At 67.2% G+C, this 13,086-nt stretch carries 10 protein-coding genes; 4 read left to right on the top strand and 6 right to left on the bottom strand.

What is annotated here, in order from left to right:
• Positions 1 to 88: 88 nt before the first annotated feature.
• Together ACZ3HV_RS26570 and ACZ3HV_RS26565 are read right to left on the bottom strand one after the other, a co-directional pair.
• Positions 89 to 1,945, bottom strand: a complete 1,857-nt coding sequence (locus tag ACZ3HV_RS26570; protein ID WP_465687739.1) for a hypothetical protein — start codon at positions 1,943 to 1,945, stop codon at positions 89 to 91.
• A gap of 475 nt (positions 1,946 to 2,420) precedes the next feature.
• On the bottom strand, positions 2,421 to 2,813 hold the full coding sequence (locus ACZ3HV_RS26565) for a site-specific integrase (protein ID WP_465687738.1): 393 nt from the start codon (positions 2,811 to 2,813) through the stop codon (positions 2,421 to 2,423).
• A gap of 38 nt (positions 2,814 to 2,851) precedes the next feature.
• On the opposite strand from ACZ3HV_RS26565, the gene ACZ3HV_RS26560 reads away from it, so the two are divergent.
• A complete protein-coding gene (locus ACZ3HV_RS26560) occupies positions 2,852 to 3,730 on the top strand; it encodes an alpha/beta hydrolase (protein ID WP_465687736.1) in 879 nt (292 codons plus the stop codon).
• A gap of 454 nt (positions 3,731 to 4,184) precedes the next feature.
• Here ACZ3HV_RS26560 and ACZ3HV_RS26555 read toward each other — a convergent pair whose 3' ends face one another.
• Entirely contained in the window at positions 4,185 to 4,448 is a 264-nt protein-coding gene (locus ACZ3HV_RS26555; protein ID WP_465687735.1) for a hypothetical protein, read from the bottom strand.
• 403 nt (positions 4,449 to 4,851) lie between these two features.
• Between ACZ3HV_RS26555 and ACZ3HV_RS26550 the strand changes: the two genes are divergently transcribed.
• Entirely contained in the window at positions 4,852 to 7,317 is a 2,466-nt protein-coding gene (locus ACZ3HV_RS26550) for a winged helix-turn-helix domain-containing protein (protein WP_465687733.1), read from the top strand.
• A gap of 50 nt (positions 7,318 to 7,367) precedes the next feature.
• Here the strand turns inward: ACZ3HV_RS26550 and ACZ3HV_RS26545 are convergent, their stop codons facing one another.
• From ACZ3HV_RS26545 to ACZ3HV_RS26535, 3 genes are all read right to left on the bottom strand, one after another.
• A complete protein-coding gene (locus ACZ3HV_RS26545) occupies positions 7,368 to 7,715 on the bottom strand; it encodes a DUF7144 family membrane protein (protein WP_465687731.1) in 348 nt (115 codons plus the stop codon).
• A gap of 1,148 nt (positions 7,716 to 8,863) precedes the next feature.
• The gene (locus ACZ3HV_RS26540; RefSeq protein ID WP_465687729.1) at positions 8,864 to 9,616 is read right to left on the bottom strand and encodes a hypothetical protein; all 753 of its coding nucleotides are present in this window, start codon (positions 9,614 to 9,616) and stop codon (positions 8,864 to 8,866) included.
• 43 nt (positions 9,617 to 9,659) lie between these two features.
• Positions 9,660 to 11,243, bottom strand: a complete 1,584-nt coding sequence (locus ACZ3HV_RS26535; RefSeq protein ID WP_465687727.1) for a peptidase M16 family protein — start codon at positions 11,241 to 11,243, stop codon at positions 9,660 to 9,662.
• 287 nt (positions 11,244 to 11,530) lie between these two features.
• Between ACZ3HV_RS26535 and ACZ3HV_RS26530 the strand changes: the two genes are divergently transcribed.
• Positions 11,531 to 11,836, top strand: a complete 306-nt coding sequence (locus tag ACZ3HV_RS26530) for a hypothetical protein (protein WP_465687725.1) — start codon at positions 11,531 to 11,533, stop codon at positions 11,834 to 11,836.
• A gap of 394 nt (positions 11,837 to 12,230) precedes the next feature.
• Complete coding sequence (locus tag ACZ3HV_RS26525) at positions 12,231 to 12,911, top strand: hypothetical protein (RefSeq protein WP_465687723.1); 681 nt, start codon at positions 12,231 to 12,233, stop codon at positions 12,909 to 12,911.
• Positions 12,912 to 13,086 lie beyond the last annotated feature (175 nt).

Genomic DNA, 13,086 nt, shown 5'->3' with positions numbered 1-13,086 from the left:
TCCGAGGTCACATGGACCGCTGCGCCGCTACCGACGGCCGCCTAGGTGGGCGGCCGTCGGGCTTGTTGTGGCTGCGGCTCGGACGGGCTCAGGAGTCGTCGCTGAAGGTTCCGCCGAAGATGTCGGAGTTGCCGAAGGTTGCCGGGCAGTCGTTGTTGGGTCCTGGGCGCAGGTCCGTGGAGTGCGTGGCCGGCAGTTCGGCTGCCGCGTTTTGGTCCTCCTTCTCGTCTCCCACAATGGGTTCAGTGGTGCCGGCCAGGACGTCCTCGACGAACGCCTGGCGGTAGACGTTGATGGCGGGGCAGACGGCAGCGTTGCGCATGTCGTTCCAGACGCCGGAGCCGTAGTCCCGGGTGGCGACGGCGTAGTTGTAGTCGCCGAGGAACTCCGAGGTCAGGCCGTTGGCGCTGGACGCGCGCCCGTCGCCTACTGCGCCACGCAACACTGTCGTGAATGCGCCGACGGTGTGGGCCGCGCCGGCGATGTCGGCGTGCCGGACCACGCCCAGCACCCGGCGCGCGGAGGTCGTGTTGTCGCGCCACGGGTCGAGCCAGGCGTTGTAGACCAGCCATGCGTCGGTGCCGTCGGGCGAGATTGCCACCGCCGGGAAGTTGGCTCGGTCGCTGCCCTGGCTGACTACCACCTTTGCCGAGTAGGTGCCGCCCCCGTTGGTCGAGCTCGCCAGGAACGCCTTCTCGAGGTTGGTTCCCTGACTGTCGTCGGACCAGGTGAGCAGGATCTGGTCGGTGGCGTCCGCACCGGTCGGTGCACCGTTGGCGATGTCGAACGACGGGAAGGTGTTGGTCCGGGCGCCCGCGATGCCGTCGATGGTGAACCGGCCCTGCGCGGGGTCGAACTGCCCGATTCCGCCAAGCCCCGAGACCACGGCCCTGGGTCGCTCGAAGGTCTGGCCACCGTTGAAGGATCGGGCCTGGAAGAAGACGCCCTGGCGGGTTTGGATGTCGGTGCCGATCCACACCACGTAGACCACGCCTTGGCTGTCGGTTCGGATGGCACAGCCCTGCCGTCCGCCGGTCTGGCTGTTGTTGGTCGCCGCGGACAGTTGGCGCGAGGTCCAGGTGTCGCCGCCGTCGGTTGAACGAGCGAACAGCACCGGTTCGGCTCCGCCGTTCCCGCGGAATCCGACGTTGCAGACGTAGGCGTTGCCGAAGTGGGGGCTGCTCTCGGCGTTGTCGGCCCAGATCTGTTCCTTGTCGCTGAAGAGAGCCTGGTTCTGCTTGGTCACGACCACCGGGTCCATCCAGGCGTCGTTGTCACCGGCGATGGCGCCTGCCAGGTCATCGGTGCGGGACACCGCGATGGCTGCATCGCCGGCAAAGCCGGGATTGCCCGGGAAGTTGGTGGCGATGTTCGCGTAGTACAGCCGCTGCCCGTTGGCCCAGGAGAAGGTCCCCGATGCGTCGGGAACCGGACCGAAGACCAGCTCCGGGTCGCCGTTGGAGACCATGCCGTTGGTGTCGTAGTTGGGCAGCGTGCCGATCGGGCCGTTGGGATCGGGCACGCAGCCGGTGTCGGCGGCCGGGGGTTGGCCGGGCGCGACGTCGGGTGCGCCGAGGCAGGACGGTGTGACGCGCGCCGAGAAGCCGGTGTACGTCGGTTGCGTCCAGGTGCGGCCGGAGTCGGTTGAGAACTGGATGCCGGACACGCCCACGCCCGGGGTGAACGGGCAGGTGCGGTCATCGCCGGCGTTACACGCCTCCAGGTCGATGTTGTCGTTGGCTCCCGCCGCGAGGATCGCGGGGTTGACCGGGTTCACGGCCAGACCCGGCTCGTTCTGCTTGTTCTGCGAGAACAGCTGGTCATTGCTGCCGACGGTGACTTCCGTCGACCCGCCGGGTGTGATCGGCGCGGCCTGGGCGAGAGTCGGCAAGAGTAGTGCTGCGAATGCCGCGGCGACCGTCGCGGCGACGTTGATCCTGCGCATGACGCTCCTCGGGTAGATGGATCGCTTCTGCGCGGCGCGCCCGGGATGCCGGTGAGCACTGTCCGGGTGGTCGCAGTTCCCCCGAGCTACGGCTACACCCGGCACGCAACTCCGCTCCGCGCTGGTTGGCAAGACCTCGACACGCAAATCTGCGACTATCCTGTGCGCGCTCCACGCTGGCATCACCGAGCGTAGGCAATCGGTCCGATTGTGCTGTCATTGGCTGCTTTGCGCCGGAACCGGTTACGCCTTGACCACGACGCCCTTCTGGCCCGACTTGGGTTGTGGACTCGCGGTGGGTGTCTGGATCCGTCTGGGGCTAGCGAGAAGACGAAAGCACGTCGGCGAGCTCGAGCTGGAGTGCCTCGGCTCGGGCGAGAGCGCGTGCCTCGTGTTCGCGAAGCAGTTCGACGGTGTCGGGGTCGAGGGTGATGCGGCGGTCCTGGTGCGCCTTGGTGTCCTTCTCCCACTTCTTCTAGCTTCGTTGGCCGATGGCCTTCTCGAGGTGAAGTACGCCGTTGTCGAGGTCGACGTGGAGCCAACGGATCGCGCACAACTCGCCCGGGCGTTGGCCTGTGATCATCGTCAGCCAGATCAGAGCTCCCCAGTCGGGGTCTTTGAAAGCCTCGTTGATGACGCGAGCGGCTTGGTCGGGACTTGGCGGCCGCGGGTTGCCCTTGGGAGCCGCCGGTGGTTCGGCGTCGGCGATTGGGTTGGCCGTGACCCTCTTCCAGCGGACTGCGCGACGCAGGGCGCCGTACAGGATGAAGTGGATCTGGCGGATCGTCGAGGCCGCGAGCGGCTTGCAGGTGTGCGCCCGGCACCGTTCGTCGCACTCGTGCTTGCGGGTGCGCACTGCGTGGATCACGCGTAGCCATCCACGTGCCACTACGCCAGGGCTGCGCGATGCCGAGCAATCACGGATCCGTCATGCCATCAGGATTCCGGAGAAGCTCGTCGCGGAATACGCTTCATCTCGTCAGCGAGGAGGTGGTAGCGGTGCGAGAGGCTTGGGAGACTGTGACCGCTGGGCCACCGGATGCATCGTCATCGGTGCTGCTGTTGCCGGGTGGGGCGATGGCGGCTCGGTCGTTCCGCCTCGTCATGGACGAGCCGGCTCTGTCAGGGGTCCGTTCGGTGGCCACGACGCTGCCGGGCATGGCCGGCGCGCCCCTGGCTGAGGACGTGTCCATCCCCGCACTCGCTCGTCGCGCTGGCGAACTCGCGAGGGAGCATCATTGCGACGTGGTCGTGGGTTTTTCCCACGGTGCCACGGTGGCCTTGGAGATGGCGCTGTCGGGGCTCTTCGATGGCCCGGTCGTCCTTCTAGGTATCAGCCCGACCACCGCGGATGAAGCCCGGTTCTTCCGCGGCGTCGTGCGGGCATCGGAGAAGGTCGGCGTGTGGCCGATGGCGATCCTGTTTCGACTCATGCCGCTCATGGCCAGGTCCGCCAAGACCACCGAGGTCCACAAGCAGGAACTCCTCGAGGACATCAAGATGAACACTGCCCGCGATGCGGTCCGCGTCTGCAGCGAGTACCTCGACTACATTGCCGCAGACCGCGACCCCGCAGCCGAACTGGCCGCGTCCGGCCACCCGGCGTGGGTAGTCCACGCCGAGAAGCGCGGCGACGGTGGCCTCACCGACGACGAGCGCGCCACGCTCAAGGGCGCACCCAACGTCACGCTGGTGACCATTCCTGGCTCGGTCTTCCTGCTACCGGATGAGGTCCCACAGCAGATCGCCGCGGTGATCGCCACCGCCGTGGCGCATGCGTCGTAACCGCGGCCCAAGGGCACGAGAACGCCGAGGCTCGCGCGACCAGCGCGGTCGACCCCTGGCAACCGCGTCCAACCCTTGCCACCGACAAGGTTCGCGAGACCAGCGCGTCAAGCTGGCGGAATGACGTTTGACATGCCCGGCGGTGACTGGCGCCGACGGAGGACTCAACAGCTATGCCGATGTCCTGAGACATCACAAGATGCCCCCGGCAGGACTCGAACCTGCGACGCGCGGTTTAGAAGGCCGCCGGACCGCTTCGGCAGAGGGGGTCTTGAGCCTCAGAGGCCGACGTGAGTTCGAATCTCATCGACTCCAGCAACGCTGTTATTCGCCGGTTCGTTCCACAAACCGTTCCACAGAGCCGCTGCCGGTCACGCTGAGCCAAGCTGCGCAAACGCGCCCACACCGGCCCCAGTTCCCCTGAACGGCCACCTGGTACTACGCGCCGCGGCGCTCACGTGGGTTCATCGTCTCCCCTGTCCGGATCGATGTCGATCCGCTCCGACGATGACCCGGGGTCCAGGATCCGGCGGGCCTCGACGACCTCGATGCCCAGGGCCCGCAGTCTGGAGAGCAGACCGTAGAGCGCCGATTGATCGGGGATGCTGTAGACAACGGTGTTCACCTGGTCGACAGCCAGTGTCACTGCGCCCATGTCTCGAAGGTCTTGCTCGGGTGCGGCGCCGGCCACGTGGATCTCGTACGTCGCGTCGGCCATCGACCCACTCCGTTCCACAGTGCGCGTTCGACGCTTGCAAAGGGTCGGTGCGCGGCATCACCCCTGTGGGGTGAGCTGCCCGTGTTAGGCGTTGTGCGTGTTTCTTGAGTTCTCAAATTAAGACGATCTCGTCTCGATGTGTCCGGCAATCGGACGGGTGATGCTGGTTTTACAGGCGTTTCCGTGATTTCGTCGAGGAGTGCGGCTCGCCGCGCACCGCCTCCCCAGCGATCAGTGATCCCGCACGTCGCTAGGAGGGGCAATGCCGACCGATCAGCACGCGGAGGCGGACAACCGGCGCAGTACTTCACCGGATGCACCATTCGAAGATCACGCCCGGTCCACGGCCAGGGTCCGGGCGATTCCACCTGGAACAGTGTCGCGACCGCGCCTTGTCGATCGCGTGAGCCTCGGGATCCACCTGCCGCTCACGCTGGTGAGTGCGCCCGCGGGCTTTGGCAAGACGATGGTGCTGGATGCGTGGGCCGCGCGTTATGAAGGGCCGGCCGTGGTCCGGCGCATCGCCTTGGATGGCAGCGATGAAACCGCAACCCTATTGGAGTCCGTCCGCGACGGTGTGGACCACCGCGATCACGACGTACTGGTGCTCGTGGTGGACTGCGGCGATGTGACCATGACGCAGGAGTTCGGGCAGAGCCTCCATCACCTCATCCGCGGCAACGCCGGACGCGTCCGGGTCGTCCTGGCGACGCGGACCGACCCGCCGCTTCCTCTGCACCTCTACCGGTTGGCAGGCACCATTGCGGAGATCCGGGCCGATGAGCTGGCTTTCACGACGGACGAGGCCGCGGCGCTGATGCGCGGGCACAAGCTCGAGCTGACGGCGTCCGAAGTCGCCGAACTCCAGGCCCGGACCGAGGGCTGGCCGGCCGGTTTGATGTTCGCGGCCATGAATCTGGCCGGCAAGTCCGACGCGAAGCAGGTCATCCGGGAGTTCCGCGGGGACGCCGGGAACGTGGCTGCGTACCTGATGACCGAGGTACTGGACGCGCAACCTCCTGAGCTGCGCGAGTTCCTGCTCCGGACCAGCGTTGTGGACGAGATCCGCCCGGGGCTCGCCGTAGCGCTGGCCGGGCCTGCGTGCGGCCTTCGGTCGCTGGAGTTCCTGGCCCACGGCAACTCGTTCATCCAGCCTGTTCCGGACACTGTGGACAGTTATGGCTATCAGCCGCTGTTCCGCGAGTTCCTTCGTGCCCAGTTGCTGTACGAGCGCCCGGCCGCCGTTCCCGCGCTGCATCGCGCCGCCGCCGCCTGGTTCGCCCAGAACGATCAGCCGCTGGAGGCGATCCACCATGCCGTCGCGGCCGGTGACTGGCGGCGCGCGGCACGGTACCTGGTGGAGGATCTCGATGTCGCCGGCCTGCTGGTCGGGCGTCGGCGTCGGCAGCTGATAACCCTGTTCGAGGGCCTTCCCGACGATCTGAACGATTCCGGGGTCGCGATCGTCAAAGCCGGCCGGGCGCTGGCCGCGTTCGATGTCGACCTCTGCAGGTCGGAGCTCGGCAAGGCCCGGCACCTGGTGGACCAGCAGGTGTTGGCTCGAAGCCAGGCGGCAGCGTCGGCTATCAGCGTCCTGCATGCGGTCTGCGCGAGTCTCCAGGAGAACGCCGGGGCCGCGCTGAGCGCGGTCCTGACCGCGGAGGCCGACTTGCGAGCGACCTCGCGGGAATCAGCCATCGCGCATCCGGAACCGAGGCTCCTGGTCGCCGGCTGTAAGGGTCGGGTGCTGCTGCAGCGCGGAGACTTTCCGGCGGCGCTGGCAGCCTTCAGCGAGGGGATCGCGATCGCGGAAGAGGCTGGTGCCCACGAGACCCTGGCTGACTTCCTCGGCATGGTGGCGCTGGTGGAGGCGGTCTGGGGGCATCTGCGGCGGGCCCGCGAGGTCGTCGCGCACGCGACGGCACTGGCGGAGTCTGGGCCGGAGCTGTCTCAGTCCGCGATCGTCGCCGGGGCCTGGGTGCACACCGACCAGGGGAATCTGGCCAGCGCCGAAGAGCTGGTGCAGCGCGCCGCGGAGGCCGCTCCCACCTACGACTGGCGGGTCCTCGCCGCCGCACTCGCGCTGATTCGGGCCAGGCTGCTGCGGGCCAGCGGCGACGTCGACCTGGCCGCGGCCGAGCTGCGGGCGGCGATCAACCGGTACGGCGCACAAGGCGGCTGGCTGGACCAGGCCATGGTCGTCGACGAGGCCAAGATGCTCGTCGCACAGAACCAGCTGCAGAAGGCCATCACGGTGATCGAGCAGTCCCCGGGGCGCGACGAGGTCGGATCGCTGCTGGTGCTGCAGCACGCGGCTGCCGAGGCCGGCCAGCGTCCGCCCGCTCCGCCACCCCCGGTCAGGGATCGCGCCGTCCCGCTCGAAACCCAGGTGGACGGCTGGCTGTTCCAAGCCGCGGAGTCGATCCGGACCGGGGACACTGGCCGCACCGGGCTGTGTCTGGAACGTGCCCTCAGACTGGCCGCTCCCGAGCAGCTCCGCCGGCCGTTCACGGAGGCGCCGCCGTCGCTGCGCAAGCTGCTGCAGCCGAGCGGTGACCTGATGAGGAATCACCCGTGGCTCCGTGCGCCGGGTCTTCCGGAAAGTCGCGGCCGCGCCGCCAGCCGCTGGGGAGTGCGGCGGACCGAGTTGGTCGTCACTGCCTCGTTGACCAGCAAGGAGCACGAGGTCCTGGAGTACCTCGCCGAACTGCTGACCACCGAGGAGATCGCGAGCACCATGTACGTCTCAGTCAACACGGTTCGCAGCCATGTGCGCAGCATTCTTCGCAAGCTCAGCGCGTCTCGCCGCAACGAGGCCGTACGGCGGGCGTGGGAGCTGGGACTGCTGCCCGCACGCCCGGCGGGCTGACCAGCAGGCCTGGCTACGGAGCGCCTCCGATGCCGCCCTTGGGCCGCACCTCACGACCGTGGAAGGTCAGGGTCCAGATCACCAGGATGTCCAGCGATCATGATCGTCGTCCAGCCCGGAGCCGCGGGGAGGAATCCCGCGTTCACCACAATGCTCAGGACGGCGACGATCACACCGACGACCCCGGCCCACACCTGACCGAGCAGGACGGTGGGTCGACACCTGTACTGGGAGCCCGTCCTGGAATGGATGCCTGATGGTTCGGTGGCGATTCCCGGCGGAACCGAAGCGCAGCGAAAGTACTGGAAGCCACCTGGGCATCCGATGGTGGTGGAGTTCCCGCCGATGCCCCCAACTCTTGGCCTGTGGCACCTGCGAAGAGAACGGGCCGAAAGCAACAAATCACGTCAAGGGTGAGCGCTCGACAACTCCCGCCGCAGAAGAATGCCTGGCCGGGAGGCAACGTTGCAGACGGCAACGATTCATGAACCGGGTCAGGACTTCGGTGTTGGTAGGCGGGACTCGAGCCCAGGGGCAGGGGATTATGAGAGCCACGCCAGTTGCCACACTGGTCAACATCCCTGCAGGGATGCGGAAGGTGGCCTCTCTGGCCGGGGCGCGGCCCGCGAGTGTTCCGCCTGACGGCTGACGCCGATGAGGCCTGAGAGTGGCTGGAGCGTTCAGGTCCAGCTGTGTCCAAGGGGCTTGTTGTCAACGGCCCCCTCGACCGGGTACCAGCCCGTGCGCCCGACTGGGTGAAGGTCGATTCTGTCAGGCGCGCGGTGTTCGCCGAGCTCCCGAGTGTGGCTTACTCTGCCGATGCCTTTGTTGCCCAGAGCAACTAGATGGGCCGTGGGATTTGCCGAGGTCTTTGCCAATGGAGCTACAGCACGGCTGTGCATGTGCGCTCAAGTAGAGCCCTCGGGCCCTACGCGCTGTCCGAAGGGTCGTCTGACCCCGCTGTGCTAGTTCTGCGAGGCTTGTCTGACCGTCGTGCCAGCTGCTCTGCGCGGTCCGCCTGCTCGATGAGTTCGACGGCGAGTGCCCTGGCCACCGTGACCGGGAGGCGGAGCCAAAGCGACACGTCAGCAGCGTCCGGGGTTGGCCGGCCCTCGATCTCAAGAGCTACTAGAGGTACGGCGGGGCCAACATTGCTGCCCAGCCCTGCGTGGCGGACTCCAGCCTGGACGTCAAACCCGGTCACGTGCAGATCAGGCACGCTTTCGTTGGCCATTGGCAGAGACTAGCGCTACGTCCGGTGCGGCCTGGCCTGGGTGAGCTCGAGCGAATTCTCCACGCTCTCGGGATTGGTGATGCCAGCGATCTGCTCAGACCTGCTGGCGGGCCTTGCGCCGTCACTTGGCGTTACCTCTTCGGTCATCACATCGGCCTCGAAGGGGAAACGTTACAGTCACCAACCGTGGTGCTGACTGTGCCATGCGCTCGAGTCAGGTGACGCGTCTGCCCGAACCTGCGAGGTCCCGATGTACGAAGTGGACACTGCCGAGGCAATGGGGACGCATATTCTCGCGCGGGTCGTCGGCGACTAGCTCGCGCTCAGGAGTCGCCTCCGGTGACGCCAGGCGAGAGTAAGGCATGCAGCGCTGGTTTGCCCGAGGGGTTCACGGGTGGTCAGCTGCTTCATCGTCGCTTCGTCGAACGACAGTCCGCGGATCGACTTGTTGTTGCCCAGCGAGAACACCACCTCGCCTTCGGGGTTCGTGGCAACCAGGTCGCGGAACAGATCGTCGAAAACCGTGTCGTCAATGACCGTGGCTGTGGCTATGAAGGAGTTGAGGCTGAGGGCGTCGAGGATTACGCCGAGCACGTAAGGTTTCACTGTGCCGGCTTCGCGCGCTGCGGTCATGTCGCGGTAGAACGGCCAGATCTCGTAGTCGACGGGGACGCCGCTGCTGCCGTCGTGTTCTGGCTGTCCGAGCAGTTCCTCGGCGTACTCGCGGACCATGTTGCGCCAGATATCGAGGTCGGTCTCGATGCTCTGGGGCGAGATGCTGGCAGGCTGGAATTCGCCCGCCGGCAGCAGGCTGTAGTGCCGACCGTTCGTGACCTGTGTCGGGTCGCGCCTGAGCAGGAAGAATGTTCCGGTGCCGTCGGCCGTATTTCGGCGGATCGTGAGTGTGCTGATGCCCGGGTTGACGATCCGGGTCGACAAATCGAACGGATCTGAGACCATGCCTCTGGACGGCAGGTGCGCCCAGTCGAGGTGGCCGGCCATCTCGGCTGCAGCGGCTTCGTGTCCGAGCGGCTCGGAGACGTCAAGCTGTACGCCGTCAAACACAGACGAAGCTGAAGCTCATCACCTCAAGGGAGACCGGGGGACCTCACTTCTTGACTGCATTGCGGAACGCCACGATGCTGCCGACGACGATCACCGCGACCGCGCCGCGAGGCGCGATGTCCGACATCGAGATGCCGCTCACTACCCCCAGCACGACCACGATGATCAGGATCACCGCGACCCAAAGCTCCGGCTTCTTGAGCAGGTACTCCGCCTTGCGCTGCCACGTCACAGAGCTCCGCGGGATCTCGTCGGGCTCGCGGGCCGGCATCGTGACACACAGCTCCGGCGGGACCGCCGCGTCGACCACCGCCACCGCCTGATGGCCGTTCCTCCAGTGCGCCGGTTCGATCTGCACCTGGTAGCCGTCCCGCCGGATGAGTTGCCGTCCGCCGTCCGGATAGGCGACGACGGCCGCGAGTTCGTCGTACGACGCCGAGGTCTCACCGGATGGGGTTTCGATCTGGGCAGCCTTGCGGCCGACGGTCAGCTCCGCCTTGGTAACCGGCCAGCCCGCCGGCTTGAAGCGCTGCCCGGTTGTCACGGAGTTGGTCCGCGGCGGACCGGCGAGCCACGTCAGCTGCGGATCGGTGGTGGCGTCAGGATCGACTGAAAGGAGCAGGCTGCTCCACATCGCTCGCGCCGCCTGCGCGACGTCATGGACCGTAGTGGCGTCGGCCTCGGCGGCCAGCTGGTCACGGTCCTTCACCGGGCGTCCGAACAAGACGTCGCGGGCGGCCAGATACGGCATCCAGTTCTCGGCTGGCTCCGTCTTGATCCGGCGAATCTCCTGGTCCAGGTCGTCGCGCAGGTCGGCCGGGTCGGGACCTCGGTCCCGCAGCCGACGGAGTACCGCCAAGCTCTGCGCGACCACCGTTGGCCGCGCCTCGGGCAGGATGTCGATCCCCGCGGTGAGCATCGCGTTCGCCGCGTCCACCAGCTCGTACGACGACCAGCCGCTGTACCCAACCCCGGCGCCGTGCCGGAATCCGCGTTCCAGCCCGCGCCGCAGGGCCCGCATCAGCGACGGGCCGGCATACGACCGCGACATCACACCCGAGAGTGCGACCGAGCCTGTTGGCCCGGCGAATCCGGCCGGCAAGGGCTGATCGCACGGCATCGCAGGCTTGACAGGCCACCGCGAGCCGTCAGCAAGCGGGAGCCGCAAGCCAGCCGGCGGCGGGCCGGTCAGCGCGAGTACGGCGTTCCCGCGGGCGAACGCCTGCGCGGCGAGCGACTGCAGGTGATCCGGATCGGCGGTGTGCAGCCCGTACTCGTCGTAAGCGGGCAGACCCGGACCTTGCGCGCCGTACCGCCACAACAGGTGCAGGGCGATCGGCCCGGCGTGCCGCGTGGCGCTCTCAGCACGAAGGACCCGGCGCTCGTGCTCGAGGTCAGTGAAGTTCGGAGTGCTCAACCAGCGACAAGTCTGCTGCAGAAACTCCGCGACGTCATCGGGCTCGCCTTCGACGTCGAAGGTGGTGTGCAGCATGCTGACGGATCCGTTGACAGGTGCACGGATCGAATCCCGGTCATGCAGGGCAAGGTGCTCGAGCAGGTGCAGCCAGCCGTTAGTAGGCAACGACGCGTCCGCCATGCCGACCCGGAACCACAGACTTGCCCGCATGCGGCGCTCACCAGGCACCCAGTAGACGGGAACCCCGTCCACCTCCGTCGCCCGCAACTCCCCTACCATTTCCCAACCCCCCACGCGCCAGAAGACGTGCCGGACCATCTTGCCGGACCGGCGCCGCTCTGGCTCCCCATTTCCGCTCGTTTTGCCACTTTTGACATCCGTGGCGGACCGCTGTCAGCTGCCGAGAGCGGAGAGGGCGTCGTTGGTGAGGCAGTTGATGGTCCATTCGTCTTGGGGTTTGGCCCCTAGAGACTTGTAGAAGTCGATGGCGGGGCGGTGTGGAAAGTGCGACGGCGGAGACCTGCCTGTCCACCACCGGTTCTGCCCGCTGCGCAACCCTGACGTCCTCGACCAGGTCGTCGTGGTGGTGTGGCCGCCGTTCGGGCAGCCAGCCGATCCGCGAGCGGCGAGGCGAGACGATGCCCCGGGTACGGCGGACTGACCCCGATGCGGTCCGGCTGCCGCCGGATCTGGTCGGGCCGGTCGACGTCGAGCTGACCCATGCGGTCGAGGAGATCCCCGGCCCGAACGCGCTGCCCGGCGGCAGCCGGTACGAACCGAAGTTTGACGGATTTCTTCACTGAACATGTCAACCGGTCGGCCTCGCTGTCTTGCTAGCCGCGGAACAGCGGCAATGCCTCAGCCGCTTTCAGCCTGCTTCAGTGCATGCGACGGATCCCGACGGTGAGGTTTGGGTTGCCCCGTTCGACTTGCCTGATGCGGCGACGCAGACGGGCCAGGTCCAGTAATCCCATATGCGGTCACTTAAGGGCACGGTCGTGTCGGTGACCGCACTTCGGGAGTCGGGTCCCGGCATCAAGCCGGCCACTTCGAGCGGATCGCCCGGGCGGCGGTCGCCCGGTTGTCCTGACCGAATGTCACGGAGTGATCGCTTCGCAAATTCCCGGCAACCACGTGGGGCAGAACGCTGTCTCACGGTGCAGAGAGCGAAGCAAACACAATGGGGGAATCGAGACGATGAAGAATCTGCGCAAGGGCTGGAAGGCGGCAGCGGCGGGACTCACCACCATCGGACTGGCGGCAGTTGCTTACGGCAATCTTCCGGCCGCGAACGCCGAGCAGACTTCAGGGCAGGTGGCCACGGCGGCGAGCGGAACGGTTCTCAGCCGGGCGAAGCACATGGTCACCGTTGCCGAGGTCAGGAAGGCCGACCCAAAGGTGCCGTGGTCAGTGCAGATCGACAGGGGCCTGCTGCAGCGCACGTACTGCGGCGTCTACTCGACCGAGGGCAAGAATGTGGCGTCCCGGCTGGCCCGCGCGTACACCGGCGACAACATAGCGAGCTACGGCCGCCAGCACGTGACGGCGTACCGGACCCCTGCCGCGGCCAAGGCAGCGTACTACTCGATCGTGAGGACCGTACTGAGCTGCACTGCGAGCAAGCCGGCGCCGACGCATGCCCGGAAGATCACCGAGAACCGGGTGGTCAAGGGCGCTGCCGGCCCGACCCGGGTGATCCGCTGGTACGACTACCCGCTGCCGAATGACCCGGGCAGCGAGGCCGGTGGATTCCCGTACGCGATCACGCTCCGGGGCACCACCGTCTCGGTCCTGGCCTTCAGCGGCTACGGTCCGGGCATGTCGGCGCCAAGTTTCGACAGGCTGGCCCGTACGGCAGCGGCGAAGCTGCCGCGCTGAATTGGCGCAAGTGACTGTCGCCGCGTCCGCGGCGAGCCGGGCGGAGGCGACGGTCCCGGCGAGTTTCTCGGAGGAACCGCTACCTCGACCGTTGTCAGAGACTGGTCACAGGGCGCGGGCGGCCTTGGTCAGCGCGGTGACGGTGGCGACGATCAGCGGGTGGCCCGACCGGCCG

It is taken from the genome of Kribbella sp. NPDC020701 (assembly GCF_055562215.1).
The sequence above is the reverse complement of the archived record's forward strand: the minus strand, read 5'-3'. Positions and strand labels throughout refer to the sequence as shown.